The sequence below is a fragment of the Pelotomaculum sp. PtaB.Bin117 genome (assembly GCF_002067195.1).
GTDB classification, from domain to species: domain Bacteria; phylum Bacillota; class Desulfotomaculia; order Desulfotomaculales; family Pelotomaculaceae; genus Pelotomaculum_D; species Pelotomaculum_D terephthalicicum.
Map to the genome: position 1 here is coordinate 14220 of NZ_MVQM01000178.1, position 18772 is coordinate 32991.

At 47.6% G+C, this 18772-nt stretch carries 18 protein-coding genes; 17 read left to right on the forward strand and 1 reads right to left on the reverse strand.

Translation table 11 applies throughout. From position 1 onward, the window contains the following. Positions 1-25 precede the first annotated feature (25 nt). A complete protein-coding gene (locus A4E54_RS14870; protein ID WP_286726583.1) occupies positions 26-2152 on the forward strand; it encodes a DNA topoisomerase III in 2127 nt (708 codons plus the stop codon). A 103-nt stretch (positions 2153-2255) separates the two neighbouring features. Here the strand turns inward: A4E54_RS14870 and A4E54_RS14875 are convergent, their stop codons facing one another. Beyond that, positions 2256-3815 carry a YifB family Mg chelatase-like AAA ATPase gene (locus A4E54_RS14875; RefSeq protein ID WP_240083408.1) on the reverse strand — a complete coding sequence of 520 codons (1560 nt, stop codon included), beginning with the start codon at positions 3813-3815 and terminating at the stop codon, positions 2256-2258. A gap of 266 nt (positions 3816-4081) precedes the next feature. Between A4E54_RS14875 and A4E54_RS14880 the strand changes: the two genes are divergently transcribed. From A4E54_RS14880 to A4E54_RS14955, 16 genes are all read left to right on the forward strand, one after another. Continuing rightward, entirely contained in the window at positions 4082-4714 is a 633-nt protein-coding gene (locus A4E54_RS14880) for an accessory gene regulator ArgB-like protein (RefSeq protein ID WP_286726585.1), read from the forward strand. A gap of 244 nt (positions 4715-4958) precedes the next feature. Further along, positions 4959-6290 (forward strand): 30S ribosomal protein S12 methylthiotransferase RimO, encoded by a 1332-nt coding sequence (gene rimO / locus A4E54_RS14885; protein ID WP_240083406.1) that lies wholly within the window; start codon positions 4959-4961, stop codon positions 6288-6290. Next, positions 6290-6835, forward strand: a complete 546-nt coding sequence (pgsA, locus tag A4E54_RS14890; protein WP_240083405.1) for a CDP-diacylglycerol--glycerol-3-phosphate 3-phosphatidyltransferase — start codon at positions 6290-6292, stop codon at positions 6833-6835. Before rimO ends, pgsA begins: the two co-directional genes overlap by 1 nt. Before the next feature lie 106 nt (positions 6836-6941). Further along, a complete protein-coding gene (locus A4E54_RS14895) occupies positions 6942-7517 on the forward strand; it encodes a hypothetical protein (protein WP_240083404.1) in 576 nt (191 codons plus the stop codon). Further along, positions 7501-8991 carry an AAA family ATPase gene (locus tag A4E54_RS14900; RefSeq protein WP_240083403.1) on the forward strand — a complete coding sequence of 497 codons (1491 nt, stop codon included), beginning with the start codon at positions 7501-7503 and terminating at the stop codon, positions 8989-8991. The genes A4E54_RS14895 and A4E54_RS14900 overlap by 17 nt, the downstream gene beginning before the upstream one ends. 160 nt (positions 8992-9151) lie before the next feature. Further along, positions 9152-10390 (forward strand): competence/damage-inducible protein A, encoded by a 1239-nt coding sequence (locus A4E54_RS14905; protein WP_240083402.1) that lies wholly within the window; start codon positions 9152-9154, stop codon positions 10388-10390. Between the two features lie 122 nt (positions 10391-10512). Continuing rightward, positions 10513-11562, forward strand: coding sequence for a recombinase RecA (gene recA / locus A4E54_RS14910; RefSeq protein ID WP_286726588.1), 1050 nt, complete (start codon positions 10513-10515; stop codon positions 11560-11562). Next, positions 11562-12020 (forward strand): regulatory protein RecX, encoded by a 459-nt coding sequence (locus A4E54_RS14915; RefSeq protein ID WP_240083400.1) that lies wholly within the window; start codon positions 11562-11564, stop codon positions 12018-12020. The genes recA and A4E54_RS14915 overlap by 1 nt, the downstream gene beginning before the upstream one ends. A 331-nt stretch (positions 12021-12351) precedes the next feature. Continuing rightward, a complete protein-coding gene (gene rny / locus A4E54_RS14920; protein WP_240083431.1) occupies positions 12352-13878 on the forward strand; it encodes a ribonuclease Y in 1527 nt (508 codons plus the stop codon). Positions 13879-14042: 164 nt separating this feature from the next. Continuing rightward, positions 14043-14573, forward strand: coding sequence for a hypothetical protein (locus tag A4E54_RS14925; RefSeq protein WP_353681849.1), 531 nt, complete (start codon positions 14043-14045; stop codon positions 14571-14573). 16 nt (positions 14574-14589) lie between these two features. Continuing rightward, positions 14590-15369, forward strand: a complete 780-nt coding sequence (locus tag A4E54_RS14930) for a TIGR00282 family metallophosphoesterase (protein ID WP_240083398.1) — start codon at positions 14590-14592, stop codon at positions 15367-15369. A 143-nt stretch (positions 15370-15512) separates the two neighbouring features. Next, complete coding sequence (locus tag A4E54_RS14935) at positions 15513-15773, forward strand: stage V sporulation protein S (protein WP_134217659.1); 261 nt, start codon at positions 15513-15515, stop codon at positions 15771-15773. Positions 15774-15853: 80 nt separating this feature from the next. Next, on the forward strand, positions 15854-16837 hold the full coding sequence (locus A4E54_RS14940; protein WP_240083397.1) for a dipeptidase: 984 nt from the start codon (positions 15854-15856) through the stop codon (positions 16835-16837). Between the two features lie 120 nt (positions 16838-16957). Beyond that, complete coding sequence (locus tag A4E54_RS14945; protein ID WP_240083396.1) at positions 16958-17791, forward strand: PHP domain-containing protein; 834 nt, start codon at positions 16958-16960, stop codon at positions 17789-17791. A gap of 83 nt (positions 17792-17874) precedes the next feature. Continuing rightward, positions 17875-18159 (forward strand): translation initiation factor 2, encoded by a 285-nt coding sequence (locus A4E54_RS14950; RefSeq protein ID WP_240083395.1) that lies wholly within the window; start codon positions 17875-17877, stop codon positions 18157-18159. Between the two features lie 150 nt (positions 18160-18309). Beyond that, the gene (locus tag A4E54_RS14955) at positions 18310-18726 is read left to right on the forward strand and encodes a DUF3842 family protein (protein WP_240083394.1); all 417 of its coding nucleotides are present in this window, start codon (positions 18310-18312) and stop codon (positions 18724-18726) included. The last annotated feature ends 46 nt before the right edge of the window (positions 18727-18772 follow it).

The following is an 18772-nucleotide window of genomic DNA, read 5'->3' on the forward strand; positions in this document are numbered from 1 at the left end:
AACTCCGAAAAAATATGACCGAGGGGTGCGGGAGATTAAAACCATAATCATCGCCGAAAAGCCGTCTGTGGCCAGGGACCTGGCGGCGGTTATCGGGCAGTTTAACAAAAAGGACGGATACCTGGAGAACAATGAGTATATTGTTACCTGGGCCATAGGACACCTGGTGACCCTGGCTGAACCGGAGGACTATGATTCAAGATTAAAGAAATGGCGGCTGGACGCATTGCCCATCGTACCGGAAAAATTTTTGCTGAAGCCAATACAAAAAACCGTGAAACAACTGAAAATAATCAATAACCTGGTGAAACGGCAAGATGTGGGGCTATTAATCAACGCTTGCGACGCCGGCCGCGAAGGGGAATTGATTTTTCGCTATATATATCATTTCATCAACTGCAAAAAGCCGTTTAAACGGCTCTGGCTCTCGGAAACCACCACGGACGCGGTGAAAAGGGCTTTCGCGCAACTCCGTCCAGGCGCCGAACTGGACCTCCTGGCCCAGTCGGCCCAGGCCCGCAGCCGGGCCGACTGGCTCATCGGGTTAAACGCTACCAGAGCTTTTACCGTAAGACATAACAACTTGCTGTCGGTGGGCAGGGTGCAGACCCCCACTCTTGCCCTGATCGTTAATCGCGAACAAGAAATTTTAAAATTCACGCCGGTTCCTTATTGGGAACTTTATGCAGTGTTCACCAAGGCAGACAGTCAAAGCTATACAGGCAAATGGTTTCAAGGAAAGCGGGACAGGTTTGACAGCCCTGACGCCGCCCGGCAGATTCAAGAGAAGGTTGCCGGCAAACCAGCGTGTGTGGCCAAGGTTGAACAAAAAGAAGCGAGCGAGCCGCCGCCGCTTTTATTTAACCTGAATGACCTGCAGAAAGAAGCCAACAAAAAGTACGGCCTGCCGGCGGCCGGAACCTTGGAAATAGCGCAGGCGCTTTATGAGAAAAGAAAGCTCATTACTTACCCGCGTACGGAAAGCAGGCACATAACAAAGAGTTTGGCCGGTACTTTAGGCAAGCGATTTGCCGCCGTCGCCACCGTGGAAGAATACGCCGCGTTTGCAGAGAAGGCAAGTAAAGCCGGCGCGCCCGGGAAAAGATATGTGGATGACGGGAGAGTAACCGATCATACCGCCCTGCTGCCTACGGAAACAAAGCCCGATATGAGAGCGCTGTCTCCTGACGAGCGCAAAATATATGACCTGGTGGCGCGTAGATTTCTGGCCATTTTTTTCCCGGCGGCCAGGTACAGGCAGACCAGGGTGGTTACTGAAACAGAGGGGGAAAAATTCCTTACCACCGGCAGGGTGGAACTGGAGCCGGGCTGGAAAGCCGTTTATGCTCCCGCTTCCCCGGATCGGTACGGCCAGGGAGAAGAGAAGGAGCATGACGAGAATACGCCCGTGCCTGAACTGACCCGGGGGGAAGCGGTGCTCACCGACGGTGCGCAGATCAGGGAGAAGAAAACAAAACCGCCCAAGAGGTACACCGAGGCCACCCTCTTGTCCACCATGGAGGGCGCCGGCAGGCTGCTGGAGGACAATGAACTGAAAGAAGCCATGAAGGGGCACGGCCTGGGCACCCCGGCCACCCGGGCTGCTATAATTGAACGGCTGATTAACGTAGGCTATATCGCAAGGAAACAGAAAACACTGTACCCTACAGAAAAAGGCACAAGCCTGGTCCGCATAGCGCCCGAAATCATTAAAAGCCCGGAAATGACCGGCCGGTGGGAAAAGGCTCTGGCGGATATTGAGGACGGCAGAGTAGAGCCGGGAGAGTTCATGACCGGTATAATAGACTTCACTAGAAAGGTCGTGGATTTGACCAGGGAGCAAGAACCACTGGTAAACAAGGATAACCGGGGCCGTGAAGCACTGGGCGAATGCCCGCTGTGTTCCAGCGACGTGCTGGAATTCCCCAAAAGCTATTCCTGCAGTGGTTATCAAGCCGGCTGTAAATTTGCCATCTGGAAAGAAATTGCCGGAAAAAAGATCAGCATAACCCAAGCCAGAAAACTGTTGCAAAAAAAGAAAACCGGGGAAATCAAGGGGTTCAAATCGAAAACCGGTAAGGAATTTGCGGCCAGCCTAATATTAGGACGGGACGGAAAAGTGAATTTCGAATTTCAGAATAAAACTAAATAAAAAATAATTGATATCAATAGTATTCCCTTGCTCCGTCGATCTTTTTATACTCCTCCAATAGTTTTTCTTTTTCGTTAATTGCTTTTTGCGAGGGCGACTATCCTTAAATTAAGCGGCGCCTGTCTAGAGAACGGTATTGGATCGCTTCAGCCACGTGGGATTCTTCGATCAGTTCGGAACCTTCCAGATCGGCGGCAGTGCGGGCTACTTTTAAGATCCGGTCATGGCTGCGGGCGCTTAAAGACAATTGCTTAAAGGCTTCTTTTAGCAGGCTGCGCGCGGACTTGGTCATTTTGCAGTAACGGCGCACTTCTCCAGGACCCATCCGGGCATTGTTTGCCGGAAATTTATTTTTGGTATCACCTTCTTGTGCCGCCGCGCCGAACCTCGCCCGCTGTATCGCCCGGGCCGCTTCCACTCTCCTTTTGATAGTTTTGGAACTTTCCGGCTTGTTGCCTGCCGCGATTTCCTCGAAAGAAAGTCTGGGCACCTCAATGTGAATATCCACGCGGTCCAGGAGAGGGCCGGAAAGCCGGGAAATATATCGTTCAACCTGATAAGGGGTGCACTTGCATTCCCGCGCGGCATCGCCGTAGTAGCCACAAGGACAGGGATTGCAGGCGGCGACAAGCATCAAGCCGGCCGGGTAGGTGATGCTGGCGTTTACTCTGGATATTGTCACCACCCCGTCTTCCAAAGGCTGGCGTAGGGCTTCCAGGGCGTCCTTGTGAAACTCCGGCATCTCATCTAAGAAAAGAACTCCATTATGAGCGAGAGAAACCTCCCCGGGCTTAGGAACCCTGCCGCCGCCGATGATGCTGGCTGTGGAAGCGGTGTGGTGGGGAGATCTGAAAGGACGCCTGGTGACCATCGGCCGGCCGGGAGGCAGCAGGCCGGCCAGACTGTGAATTTTTGTCGCTTCAATAGCTTCGGGGAAGGTCAGATCCGGGAGAATCCCTGGCAAGCGCCTCGCCAGCATGGTTTTTCCGGAGCCCGGACTGCCCAGCATGATTATATTATGCCCTCCGGCCGCCGCCACTTCCAGCGCCCGCCGGGCTGCCTGCTGTCCCCTTACGTCCGTGAAATCGAGCTCTTCATCACAAGCTGAGTCCATTAATCTGTCAAGGTCCAGTTTGAAAGGCTTAATATCTTTTTCTCCGCGCAGAAACCCGGCCAGTTCTGCGAGGGAAGAAGCCGGGATAACTTTTATCCCCTCGACCAGCGCTGCTTCTCCCGCGTTTTCCGCAGGAACGATTATTTCACTCAGGCACGCTTCCCTGGCCGCCAAAGTGTTGGGAAGCACACCGGAAACCCCTCTCAAAGAGCCGTTTAACGACAGCTCGCCCAAATATACATAATCGCTGCAGCGTAAAGGCTCAATCTGTCCGGTGGCGGCGAGTATTCCTAGCGCTATGGGCAAATCGTACATTGGCCCTTCTTTTTTGATATCAGCGGGTGCCAGGTTTACTGTTATTCGCCTGACCGGAAATTCAAAGCCGGAATTTTTTATAGCGGAACGGACGCGGTCCTTGGCCTCCCTGACGGAGGTGTCGGGCAGCCCGACCAGGTCAAAACTGGGCAAACCTCTGGAAACATCCACCTCCACCTCAACAATCTGCCCATCAAGGCCATGCAACGCAGTGCTTTTAACAATTGTAATCATTAATAACTCCATAAATATTTATTTATGGTAATTTCCATAAATTATCCCGTTATTCCTGCTTATTCTTAAATTAATTAATCTGGACACGGCTTATGCTTGGTGAAGAAATATAACATTGTTGATATCTGTCGAAGCATGTTGGTATATTGAATAAAATTTATCCGCTATTTGGCAGGAATTTGGGAGTATTTGAGGAAATAAACAGTAATATTAGAAATTGCAAACAAGTCGTTGCATGTAATGAACTTATTGGGGGCTAAAGGAGTGTGGAGGATTTGAGCTACCTTTTTTTCAGCAAGCGCTGGGCTAATTATTTAACGGTAAAAACAGGGCTTTCACATGAGCAGGAACTGGTTCTTACCTATGTGATTGAGGTGTTGACGCTTAATCTGCTTAGTATTGCCGTCGCGTTAATCCTGGGAATGTTGTTGGGCGTATTGCCGGGTACGGCCGCCGGTATCGCCATAGCGTTTTTGTTCAGGCATTCTGCGGGCGGAGCCCACTCCAACTCCCCCTGGCGCTGCGGGATAATTACCGTTACCGTCTATCCGGCGATTGCACTCCTGGCGATGAAACTATCCATGCTGGATAAATCGTATGCCGATGTGCTGACAGCTTTAGCCATCATAGTGGGGTTGTCGGCAATTATCCTCTTGGCGCCTGTGGACTCGCCGGCGGCGCCGATTATTTCGCCCGCGAGGCGAAAGAGGTTAAAAATATCAGCATTGATAATCATGCTGATATTGTCAATGTTGTTGATTGTTCTAAGTCAAAACCAGTGGATTTACGCCAGGCAATTACAGTTGTGCATTGCTGTAAGTGTAATATGGTTAAGTTTCATGCTCACCAGGCAAGGACATAAAATGTTTTCATATGTGGACAATATAAAAATAGGATGAACAATATATCCTGGGTTTTAATATGATCCTGAACATACCCCGTATGGGATAACCTGTACTATTTTCTATAGTACTAATTCCAACGAGGCTGGTCCTTCCAAATATATTATCCCGATATAAATGTCCTTTTATTTGCGCTGGTTGCGAGACACTCTAATTTAATACGACCAGAATATTCCATGTTTTGACAAATAGCCAAACCGAGATTATACTTATACTGTGTTTTTAAAGAGAGGTTTGGTAAATGAGTGTAAAAATTGGTCTGGTTAGTTTGGGTTGCCCTAAGAATCTGGTTGATTCTGAAATCATGCTGGGAATATTAAAAAAAGACGGATTTACCGTAACGAACCGGGAAAAAGAAGCTGACGTGTTGATTATCAATACCTGTTCGTTTATTAATGACGCTAAGGAAGAATCCATCAACACAATTCTGGAACTGGCCCGTTTGAAGGAGGAAGGCTCCTGCAAGGCTATTTTGGTAACGGGGTGTATGGCCCAGCGCTATCCAAAAGAACTAACGGATGAAATGCCTGAAATAGACGGCTTGCTTGGTACAGGCACAATACGGGAAATTGCCGGGGCGGTAAAAGATGTGTTAACCGGGAAAAAAGTATCCCTGGTAAGAGCGCCCGGCTTTCTTTGTGACGCGAATTTGCCGCGCCTGACATCCACACCCCCGCACACCGCGTTTTTGAAAATAGCGGAAGGGTGCGACAATTGCTGTTCATATTGTGTTATCCCGCAGATTAGAGGACCCTTGAGAAGCAGGCCGGTTGACGATATAGCTTGTGAGGCCGCGCACCTTGCCGCCGGTGGTGTCAAGGAATTGGTTCTGGTAGCCCAGGACACGACCCGTTACGGAGTTGACCTGTACGGCAAACCTGCCCTGGTGGATTTGCTGAAACAACTTGCAGCCCTTGACGGGCCGGTCTGGCTGAGGATTCTTTACGCTTACCCGGATCTTCTCACAGACGAACTGATCGAACTAATGATGTCCGAGAAAAAAGTGTGCCGTTATCTTGACCTGCCGCTCCAGCACGCCAGCAATGAAGTATTGAAACGGATGAACAGGCGTGGGAGCCCTGCAGAGATCATCCGGCTGGTGGAAAAGCTGCGTTCGGCTTTACCCGGCATAACTTTGCGCACATCTTTTATTACGGGATTTCCCGGTGAAACAGAAGCTGATTTCCTGGAGTTGCTGGATTTTATGCGGGAAATCAAGTTTGATCGGGTCGGCGTATTCACTTATTCACAGGAAGAGCATACTGCCGCGGCCAAAATGCCGGACCAGATACCTGAAGAAGTAAAATCGGAACGGCGGGACCGTGCCATGGCTGTTCAGCAAAAGATTTCCCTGGAGAGAAACATGAAAAAAATCGGCAGCGTAATTCCTGTCCTGATTGAAGGATTTCATTCAATTGGCGGGTTAAAATATTTCGGCCGCAGTGAAGGTGATGCACCGGACATCGACGGGAAGGTTTACATTATGTCGGAAGTAAAGCTGAACCCGGGTGATATCGTGCAAGTTTCAGTAGTCGATGCGGCGGAGTATGATCTGACTGGAGAATTGGTTTAATGAATTTGCCCAACCGCTTGACCATGGCCCGTATTCTCTTGATCCCGCTTTTTTTACTTATTGCTTCTCTCAAATTCCGTTATGCCGACTACCTGGCTATCTTCGTCTTTGTTCTGGGGGCCGTTACTGATGGTCTCGACGGTTATTTCGCGAGGAGAAACAATCAGGTAACCCTGCTGGGAAAATTCATGGACCCATTGGCTGATAAAATATTGGTTTCAGCCGCGCTGATTATTCTTGTGGAAATGGGCAGGCTGTCCGGCTGGATTGCCGTGGTGATCATCAGCAGGGAATTTGCCGTAACCGGCTTGCGCGCTGTTGCCGCCGCGGAAGGAGATATATTATCCGCCAGCAGCCTCGGCAAGATCAAAACTGTTACGCAGGTAGTGGCTATTGTCGCCATGTTTGTTCAGGAACATTTATACAGCCTGTTTCACTTCCCGGTTGCCGGCCTGGCGATGGCGTTCGCGGTTTTATTCACTGTTTGGTCTGGTTTTGACTACTTTATCAATACGTGGAGGATGTTAAAAAAAGATGGCTACTGATTGATATATATAATCCATCCATTTATTCACTAGGGAAACAAAATAGCCATTTATGCTATAATAATTGGCGGTATAGCATTACCAGTCATTCGGAGAGGGGATCGCCATGCAATGGCAGGGCTTAAAGATACCGGTAATTATTTTCTCGCTATTGGCCGGGCTGGTTGTTATCTTCGGCGTCCAATGGATCTATCAAAAATATAGTATTCAAAATCCGATAAATATGGTTTTGTCCGGTAATGAGGCTGTCGAATCTTATAATGTCAGCACCGAGGGCAAGCAGATTAAGATAACTCTTACATTTAAAGACACTGCGGATTTAATGCAGTCATATAATGAACTGCAGAAAGAACTGGACCCAAAAATGGGCCAGCGGTCTTACCAGCTTCTGTTGAAAGACAGCAGGGACGACAGCCTGCAGCAGGTGTGGTACAACAGTCAGTTCGCTGTTTACCAGGCGATTGCCCAGGGAAGTTACCGGAGTATGGCGGAAGAGATAAAACAAGAGGCCGCTGCGGCGGGAGTTGAGGCGAAAATTAATATTGATCAGAAAAATATTTATATAAGGTTAAAAAAAGACGGGCGGACCCTTGACGAAGTGGTTGCCAGGGACGGCGGGCAATCTAACGGCAACATAAAGGCGCCACTTGTCGGAGGTGGAACAAATGCTCAAGGAAATTAGCATAGGGCTTAGCATCGCCCTGGTAATTTCGATGATCATCATGGGCTATGATGTAACCCCGTTTTTATTTTTTTTGGCGGCCGGCGGCGGACTTTATTATATTGCCAGGATGAGAGGCATGGTCGGCGCCAAAAATTTCAACAGTCCGGTCGGTGCGGGACGTTACGAAATTTCCTTCAGTGATATCGGCGGGCAATTTTCAGCCATCCATGAACTGCGCGAGGCCTTGGACTTTATTAAAAACCATCAGAGCATAAAAAGTCTGGGGATTCGGCCGCTTAAAGGTATCCTGCTTACGGGGCCGCCTGGAACAGGCAAGACGCTGATGGCTAAAGCCGCGGCCAGTTATACTGATGCTGTCTTTATTGCCGCTTCCGGTTCGGAATTTATTGAAATGTATGCGGGAGTAGGCGCTCAGCGGGTTAGAAAACTATTTCAAACTGCAAGGGATTGCGCCCCGCGCCAGAAAAAGAATTATGCCTTGATTTTTATTGATGAGATTGAAATCCTGGGTGGCAAGAGGGGGCAAACTACCAGTCATTTGGAGTACGATCAGACTTTAAACCAGCTTCTTGTGGAAATAGACGGGCTGAAGGTGGATGACAATGTAAAGGTGTTGCTTGTCGCCGCCACGAACCGGTCTGATATGCTTGATCCGGCGCTCATGCGGCCGGGGCGCTTTGACCGGATTGTTAAAGTTGACCTGCCTGATAAGGACGGGCGGCTGGAGATCTTAAAAATTCATACCAGGAACAAGCCGCTGGCTGAAGATGTGGAGTTAAATGTGATTGCCCGGGAAACCTTCGGTTTTTCAGGAGCGCACTTGGAAAGCCTGGCAAATGAGGCGGCTATTCTGGCTATGCGTGAAAAATCATCAGTAATAAAACAGCATCATTTTAACGAGTCAATTGATAAAGTAATGATGGGCGGGAAGCTGGATAAACGTCCTTCAGAAGCCGAAATGAAAAGGATAGCTATTCATGAGATTGGCCATGCTTTAATCAGTGAGCACGTCCGGGCGGGTTCTGTTTCCACCCTGACCATTACCCCCCGCGGTGATGCATTGGGGTATATGCGGCAGACTCCGGAAGATGATACTTACTTGTACACTAAAGATTACCTCGAGAATCAAATTTCTGTTATGCTGGCAGGCGCGGTTGCGGAGGAAACCATTTTGGGGAACCACAGCACCGGTTCCGCCAGTGACTTTGAGCAGGCCATGCGTACGGCCGAGACAATGCTGCGTTCAGGCATGTCGGATTTGGGCGTCATATGCTTTGACAGCCTTCCCCAGGAACTAAAGCATCATACTCTGGCCGGCATAGTGCAGGAACAGGAGAAGCGGGTAAAGGAGCGCATTTCCGAGGCGCGGCAGGTATTTACAAATGTTTCAGAGATCTTGCTGGAAAAGGAAAAAATCACGGGGAAGCAGTTTCGCAAAATTATCAAGGAATATAATGCGGGAGTTAATTAATTGCGAAATAAATAATCTGTTAAGGAAAACGAAACGGGCCGGCTGAATTAATTTTTTAGCCGGTCCGTTTCCTCTTAAATATATTAGCCTTATGGCCTTACGGTGTTGGGGCGATTCATGCTATAATCTGTCTGGAGAGTTAATATCGGGATGTGATAATTTGAAGACAGAACTTATTTTTACCGGTTCGGAACTGCTGCAGGGCCGCATTGTGAACAGCCATGCCCAGTATTTGGGAAGAAGGTTGTCCGAGCTTAATTTTGACGTCGCGTGGCATGTCACGGTGGGAGATAATTATGAAAGGCTGGAGCAGGTTGTCAGGCAGGCGCTGGAACGGTCTGAGCTGATTTTAATCACCGGGGGACTTGGTCCGACCACGGATGACCTTACTAAGGAAACTGTCGCTCACGTGCTGGGTCTGCCAATGATCCTTGATGAAAAATCGCTGGACGGGATAAGGGAGTTTTTTAACCGCCGCGGCATGTCCATGCCTGAATCCAATGCCAGACAGGCCTACTTTCCGCAAGGGGCAACTATTCTGCCAAACAACCGGGGAACCGCGCCCGGCATATTGATTGATCGGGGAAATAAAATTATTGCTCTTTTACCCGGACCGCCGCACGAATTGACTGCTATGTTTGAAGAGACACTGGCGCCGCTATTGTCAAAAAAAGCTGGTTCCGGAGACGTCACCAGGGTTAAAGTCGTCAGAGTTACCGGTATTTCCGAGTCGGCTGTGCAGGATCTGATGAAAGACTTGGGCGGGCAAGGCAATCCGGGCATCACCTATTTGGCCAGCCCGGGCCAGGTGCAGGTACGGATAACCGCGCGGGCGGCGAATGCCGAACAAGCGGAAAAAATGGTGGAGGAACTCTCGGAAAAGGTGAATTGTCGTCTTGAAGAGTACATCTTTAGTTACGGTGGTGAAAAGTTAGAGCACATTGTTGCTAAACAGTTGCTCGATAAGGGGATGTCGATTGGTTTGGCGGAATCCTGCACAGGCGGATTGATCGCCGCGAAGCTGACTGACGTTCCCGGTAGTTCAGGCTACTTTACCGGTGGTGTGGTTGCGTACAGCAATGAGGTAAAAAAAGCGATTCTCGGGGTGGCTCCCGAGACAATTGACCGGCACGGGGCTGTCAGTAAAGAGACGGCGGTGGCCATGGCCGAAGGTGTGCGGAACCTGATTCATGCAAGCCTGGGTCTGGCCGTAACAGGTATTGCCGGGCCGGACGGCGGCACCCCGGTTAAACCACGGGGACTGGTTTATATCGCCCTGGCGTCCGAAAGGGGCACCTCCTGCCATGAGTACCATTTTCCCGGCGACCGTCTGGCTGTGAGGATGGGCACGGTAAACGCCGCGCTAAATATAGTCAGGGCATTCCTTCAAGAAAAATAGAAAAATAGTATTCTAATTTATTCTTTTCTGATTATTTTTATTGACATAAATTGAAAAGCGACATATAATTAGCTGGGACGAACAAACGTTCTTTTTGTAATGATTCTCTGAACATGGAGGTAATGCTTTTGTCTGATAAACAAAAAGCTTTGGAACTGGCGCTGACGCAGATAGAACGGCAATTCGGCAAGGGTTCGATTATGAAGCTTGGAGAAGCCTCCGCTAATTTAAATGTTGAGGTTATTCCAACAGGCACTCTGGCGCTGGATATCGCTCTTGGCATCGGGGGAGTGCCGCGCGGCAGGGTAATAGAGATATTTGGGCCGGAATCTTCCGGGAAGACAACCGTGGCTCTCCACATCATCGCCGAGGCCCAGAAGACAGGTGGGGCGGCGGCTTTTATCGATGCCGAGCACGCCCTCGATCCAGCATATGCCAGGAACCTGGGAGTAGATATTGAGAACCTGCTGGTGTCCCAGCCGGATACCGGTGAGCAGGCGCTGGAAATTGCCGAGGCATTGGTGCGCAGCGGAGCTATAGATGTCATCGTTATCGATTCTGTAGCCGCCCTGGTGCCACGTGCTGAGATTGAGGGGGAGATGGGAGACTCACACGTTGGATTGCAGGCGCGGCTGATGTCCCAGGCGTTGCGCAAGCTCACCGGGTCGATCAGCAAGTCGCATACAACAGTAGTCTTTATTAACCAGATCCGGGAAAAAGTCGGTATCATGTACGGCTCGCCTGAAACTACCACCGGCGGGCGCGCCTTGAAATTTTATGCTTCAATTCGCATGGAAGTGCGTAAACAGGAAAATATCAAGCAAGGTACCGATATTATTGGGAGCCGCACCAGAGTCAAGGTGGTGAAAAATAAAATGGCGCCGCCTTTTAAACAGGCCGACTTCGACATCATGTACGGTACGGGAATATCCAAAGAAGGCAGCATTCTGGACATTGCCGCTGATTTAAACATTATTAACAAAAGCGGAGCCTGGTACTCCTACAATGATGACAGGCTGGGTCAAGGCCGGGAAAATGTCAAAGAATTCTTAAAAGAACATCCTGACATGGCGAAAGAAATTGAGCAAAAAGTTCGACTGGCGCATAATCTTGCCGGTGTTAAAGTTGCTCCTTCGACTGCGGGCGCGGCAGAGGGCGATTTAAATAAATAATGAAAAATGAACTTAAAAAGGCCAGGTCATTAGCTTTAAGGATGCTGGCACTCCGCCGGCGTTCCAGGCATGAGCTGGAACAATATCTGGAGCGGAAAGGCTTTACCCCCGAAGTGTCGCACCCGGTTTTAGATGTTTTGGGGGAGTATGGCTATATCAACGACAAAGAATTCGCCCGTTGCTGGGTGGACCGGAGACTGGGTAAAAGAGGATTCAGTGGGTTAAGGCAAGAACTGCGGGACAAGGGAATCAGCGTTAAGATCATTGAAGAGGTTCTGGATGAATTGGGAGATGACAGGGAATATATCACTGCTATGAAATTAGTGAAAAAGGAAATGATCCGTAGTAATGGGGAGTGTAATCTTCCGCGGCTGGTAGGTTCGCTTAACCGGCGTGGTTTTACATGTGAAGTAATTAGTAAGATACAACGCGGGATTAAAGATGGCGACAGAGACTGAATTTATCCTCCCGGGTTTGTGCCTGCCGGGTTTTAGCTTGACTTTTTTTGAAAAAACCTGTACAATCTAATATGGGAGAAAATAGAATTGGATACTACTACGTACGGGTTTTATTATAGATAAAATCCAATAGTTCCTAAGGTCGAAGTTCGGTTTGGTTTGTTGAACCGGACTTTAGGAAGGTGCCCATTTGAGGTTTTTTCTTTCCGTGATCTGGACAAGAATAAATAGTAGTGTCTGTTCATTTTCGACCGAGTTATACTCGGTTTTTTTTTGTTGCTGGAATAAAACTCATCAAAAAAGGGGGTGAAAAAAGGTATTGGAATTTAATATGATTATAATTATTATAGGATCTGTACTGGCATCTTTTGTGGTAGGGTATTTTTTAAGAAAATACTTGGCGGAAGCTAAGATTACTTCCGCTGAGAGCGAAGCAAAGAAAATAATTGATGAAGCGGAAAAGAATGCTGAAGCTAAAAAGCGGGAAGCAATTCTGGAGACCAAAGAAGAGGTTCTGAAACTGCGCAATGAAGTTGAGAAAGAAAACCGGGAGCGCAGGGGGGAGCTTCAAAGAGCGGAACGCAGGTTAGTTCAGAAGGAAGAAAACTTGGACCGCAAAGCTGACTCAATAGAAAAGAAAGAGGTGGCTTTAAGCCGGAAAGAAACGGAAATAGAAGCTGTTAAAAATAAAATCGCAGAGGTTTATAAAAAACAGCTTGGTGAATTGGAACGGATATCAGGCATGACATCTGAAGAAGCGAGGCAGATCCTGCTTACTGATATTGAAAAAGAAATACAGCATGAAGTAGCAATAATGATCAAAGACATGGAAAACAAGGCTAAAGAAGAAGGGGAAAAACGGGCTCGCGATGTTATTTCTCTAGCTATTCAGAGGTGCGCGGCGGATCATGTCGCCGAGACGACAGTAGCGGTGATCCCGTTGCCCAGTGATGAAATGAAAGGACGTATTATCGGACGTGAGGGTAGAAATATTCGTGCTTTTGAAACGCTAACGGGAATAGATCTCATTATTGATGATACACCGGAAGCTGTGATTTTGTCAGGTTTTGATCCGATCCGGAGAGAAGTGGCAAGGATTGCTCTGGAAAAGCTGATCGTTGACGGCAGGATCCATCCGGCGCGCATTGAGGAAATGGTTGAAAAAGCCAAAAAAGAGGTCAACAACCAAATTAGGGAGGCTGGAGAACAGGCGACCTTTGAAACAGGTGTGCACGGTATTCACCCCGAACTGGTCATTCTTTTGGGGCGCTTAAAATTCCGTACAAGTTATGGCCAGAATATATTAAAACATTCAATTGAAGTTGCCCACCTGGCTGGTCTGATGGCTTCTGAACTGGGAATTGATATCCAAATGGCAAAAAGAGCCGGTTTATTGCACGATATCGGCAAGTCGGTTGACCACGAAGTGGAAGGGCCGCATGTCACTATCGGTGTTGACCTGGCTAAGAAATACAAGGAATCGCATGATATTGTTCATGCCATTGCTTCCCATCACGGAGACGAAGATCCTAAAACCATTATTGCTGTTCTGGTGCAGGCTGCCGACGCGATTTCCGCTGCTCGGCCCGGCGCGCGCCGGGAAACGCTGGAAGCATATATCAAACGCCTCACTAAACTGGAGGAGATTGCCAACTCCTTTGAGGGAGTGGAGAAATCATACGCGATTCAAGCGGGGCGTGAAGTACGCATCATGGTAAAACCTGATAAAATTGATGACATAGGCGCTATTCGGTTGGTGCGGGACATTGCTAAAAGAATAGAGAACGAATTGGACTATCCGGGGCAGATCAAAGTTGTGAGCATCCGGGAAACCAGAGTGGTTGAGTACGCAAAATAAGTAAAAAAACGGCTCTATAAGGGGCCGTTTTTTGTATTCTTTGAGATCTGCCAACGATAAATTATTCATGGAAATATTTTTTTAAAACCATTACGTGAAAAAAAGCAGGAATCTTTTATGATAAACAGAATCTATACATGTTTCACTAGGTTTCTTAGGGGAAGGTGAATTTATTGGGATTTAACTATGATGGTAAAAGCAACGATGTTAACGGCAGTGTGGGCCTGTTAATTTCCATTTTGGTCTGCTACCCGGAAGTGGCTGCAATAAATTTCGACCCGGAGAAACAGCTGATCAGGTTTACCTTTATCTATTCAAAAGTATTGATAGAAAATGAATTAGATAATTTGAAAGCAAGATTGCTCAATAGCATAGAAGTGTACAACCAGCTGGAAGGCAGGAAAAACAGTATTATTTCTTTGAATAGTCAAATATGTGATAATCTTACCATCATTGAAGTACAGCGCGATGTAAATACCCTGTTCCAGGAAGAAATAACATTGATTGTGGAATTATTTCGTCAATGTTTTAATAATAATCTTGTAACCGAAGGATATGATCAATATATTGAAGAAGAAATAGTGGCCCAGGAAGAGATGATCGGGCATATGCTTGAAAGAATAAAAGGCACCAGTCAAGACAAGTACCTGTTTGCTTTTCGCGAGGAGGGCAGGGTATTGGTGTTCGACAAATAAAAAGGAGGTCAAAAACATGCGTTTGTTGATGATCGGTGATGTTGTCGGACGCCCGGGCAGGAATGCCGTGCAGGTTACCTTAAAAGAATTGAAACATGAACATGAGTTGGATATGGTTATCGCGAACGGTGAGAACGCTGCCGGCGGCAACGGCATAACCAGGGAAACTGCCCAGGAATTATTTGCCGCGGGAGTGGATATCCTCACGATGGGCAATCATGTTTGGAATAAGAAAGAGGCTTTAAACTATATTGCCCATGAGAAACGAATAGTCAGGCCGGCTAATTATCCGCCCGGCTCTCCAGGCACCGGCGCTGATATCTATGAAACCAAGGGAAAGGTTAAAGTTGCGGTAATAAATCTCTCCGGAAGGGCCTTCATGCAACCGCTAGACTGTCCTTTCCGCAAGGCGGATGAAATGTTAAAGTTTTTATCAGAGAAGGCAAGAGTGGTAGTTGTAGATTTTCATGCCGAGGCTACCTCGGAAAAAATAGCCATGGGATGGTATCTTGCCGGCCGGGTTTCGGCAGTGTGCGGTACGCATACACATGTACAGACTGCTGATGAACGTATCCTGCCCGGCGGTACTGCCTATATTACTGATTTAGGTATGACCGGTCCGTGTGATTCAGTTATCGGCGCTAAGAAAGAAATTGTCATTAAACGTTTCATAACGCAACTTCCCCTGAAATTTGAAGTCGCAACCGGTCTTTTTCAGTTCAATGGAGTAATTATTGACATTGATGAGATAACCGGGGAAGCCGTGTCGATTAGCAGGATTCAAAATTACGAGTAGCGCAGCTTTTTTTGGGTTGAACATTTTTCATTTAGTAAAGAGGTATTTTCCGACCGCTCGCGAATATATTTTTTATACGGGAAGTACAGGGTAACAAACCTTGCAGCATATTCACATTTTTTGTAATGAGGGAGGTAGCTTAAATGGATGTCTTAAAAGTTTCAGCAAAGTCCAATCCAAATTCTGTTGCCGGTGCCCTGGCTGGTGTACTGCGGGAGCGAGGTTGTGCCGAAATGCAGGCAATCGGAGCAGGCGCGCTTAATCAGGCAGTAAAAGCGGTGGCGATCGCCAGAGGATTTGTGGCGCCGAGTGGGGTAGACTTGATTTGCATACCTGCCTTTACGGATATAATTATTGACGGGGAAGAGAGAACTGCCATTAAATTAATTGTTGAACCGAGATAAAAATATTATACTTTTAGTATTTAATTAGCAGGTCCTGTTTATTTATCTTGATAAACAGGGTTTTTTATTGGAGGAACATTTTGGAGCATATTATTAAAAGGAAAGCTGAAGCATTACATTGTGAAAGTATCGTATTGGATACCCATTGCGACACGCTTACCGCCATGCTTGATGAGGGCAGGCCGCTTGCCGGATGCCCGGGCTTAGGTCATCTGGATCTGCCCCGTTTGAGAACCGGGAAGATAAATGTTCAGTTCTTTGCTGCGTTTATCGCTCCTGAATTTAAAAGTACGGCGGTGAGAAGGGTATTGGAGCTTGTCGATTTATTTTATCGGGAGATAGAAAGCAATAATGATGTGATTTTACACGCAAAAAGTATGAATGATATTAATAAGGCAATAACGTCCGGCAAGATTGCCGCTTTTCTTTCCGTTGAGGGCGGCGAGGCGCTGGCGGGAAGCCTTGGTATTTTGCGTGTATTATATAGATTGGGGGTTCGCAGTATCACCTTGACCTGGAATGGGCGGAATGAGCTGGGCGCCGGTGCTGGAGAAGACTGTCCCGGAGAAGGCTTGACGGAGTTTGGGATTGCGGTTGTAAGAGAAATGAACGACCTCGGATTGCTGGTGGATGTATCTCACCTGTCCGAACAAGGTTTCTGGGATGTCTTGAGAACATCACGCCAGCCGATAATCGCTTCTCACTCTAATTGCCGGGCGCTTTGCGATCACCCCAGGAATTTAACTGACGAACAGATTAAGGCGCTAGCAGAGCGCGGGGGTGTAATAGGGGTCACTTTCGTGCCTGACTTTCTCGGCGGTGAGAATACTTCAGTAGATCATGTTCTTGCTCATATTGAACATGTTATAGCAGTCGGCGGGCCGGATTGTGTGGGGCTTGGTTCAGATTTTGACGGCACGGAAAGGCTGCCGCTGGGGTTGGTTGACTGCTCGCGCCTGCCGGTTATAACCATGGGTTTATTAGAACGGGGATACAGTGAAAATGTCATAAAGAAAGTACTCGGCGGCAACTTTATCAGGGTAATGCGGCAGGTGATAAAATAGTTTGGGTATCCAGAAGTCAGGAGTCAGAATTCAGAATATTTCAAGACAATAAGTCATTCTCTCATTCTTTCTACTGACTGTTATAGTTACATTTGGACTGCCGAAAGAAGGTGGACAACTGTGCAGGTGGATATGCACGTGCATACAACTGCTTCGGATGGTATGGACAGCCCCGTAGAAGTGGTAGCCAGTGCGAAAAAGCTCGGTCTTAAAGCGCTGGCGATTACAGATCATGATACATTAGAAGGTGTTGAACCCGCGCTGAAAGCTGGTCATGACTATGAAATAGAAGTTATTCCCGGTATTGAGTTAAGCACTGAGGCCAATGGAGAGGAAACACATATTCTCGGTTATTTGTTAGAGCTTGCCAGCAAAGAATTTCTAGAGACAATTTCGTTGTTTCGCAACTATAGAATTAAACGTATTGAGCAAATGGTTGTAAAGCTGCAAATGATGGGTTTCCCGGTTGTGATGGATAGAGTAATGGCCATTTCAGGGACTGGTTCGGTTGGGCGTCCGCACCTGGCTGCGGCAATGGTTGAAGCAGGTGTTGCTGCTAATTTGACAGAGGCTTTCGACAAATACATTGGCAGGGGATGTTCCGCTTATGTCCCGCGTTATAAGATAGAGCCGGCTGAAGCGGTTCAACTAATCCGGAAAGCCAACGGGGTACCCGTTTTAGCCCATCCCGGACTTGGTAATTCCAGTAAACTTATACCGGAACTGGTACCAAAAGGTCTGGCGGGAATTGAAGCATTCCACCCTGCGCACTCGCGGGAATTATCTGAGTACTATTACAGGCTGGCTGAAAAATACAATTTGATCGCAACAGGCGGATCGGATTACCATGGTTTAGGTCACAAAGAGGGTCGAAGCCTTGGTATGGTAACGGTATCTTATGCCGTGCTTCAGGAAATGAAAGATTGGAGAATAGCCCTCAATCCCTCTAAGTAGCGTGACATGGCCGCAACGTCTATTTACTGCTTTCGGCGCATATACTAGCACTAGCGTTAAGACTCTGGTAAGGTGGTGCTGCGTTGGAAGATACTATTGATGTTTGTTACTTGAGGCGAAGGATCGTGGAGTTAGAGGAAAAAGTTGAGCAACTGCGGCTTAGCCGAAGAGTATTGATGAATTTAATTGAAAGAACTGAAAAGGAAAGAGCCGGTTTTCTTGTCAGGTTGGAAAAAGAAAACCACAAACTTCACCGGGATAATCGCCGCTATGCCAAGCGGCTGCTTGACAAAAACTTACAGATAATAGAATTGGAATCGAAATTAGGAGATATGAACGCCAAACAGCTTACACCGGCGCATGTTTAAGTTAAAATATACAATAAATATCCACAGGATTATACACAGTTGTTAATATTTGTAAATATATAATGAAATTAATTAGGAAGACCCGAAGGGTCTTTATTTTCTGTTTAAATGTGGTATAATGCAGTATGATTTTTTTTGGCGGTGGGGTTTATGCGAATTGCGGTGATTGACGGACAGGGCGGTGGTATTGGTAAACATATTACCGAGAGGCTGCGCAGGGGTTTACCCGAAGAAATAGAAATTTTGGCGTTAGGGACCAATGCGCTGGCCACTTCAATGATGCTGCGCGCAGGCGCGAATGAAGGCGCGACAGGTGAAAATGCCGTATTATTTAACGCCGGGAGAGTTGATCTGATCGCCGGCTCAATTAGTATTTTATTTGCCAATTCGATGCAGGGTGAATTAACGCCCAAAATGGCTGAGGCAATTGCCTCCAGCCCGGCAAGAAAAATCTTATTGCCGCTAACCAGGGCGGGTGTCGATATAGTGGGGCTAAAAGCTGAACCACTGCCGCATTTAATAGAAGAACTAACTATAAAGGTGAAAGAGATCATTGAGCGCCGGTAAATTTGCAACGGCATGCGACTGATAGTCTCCCCCGGCCAAGGTGGCG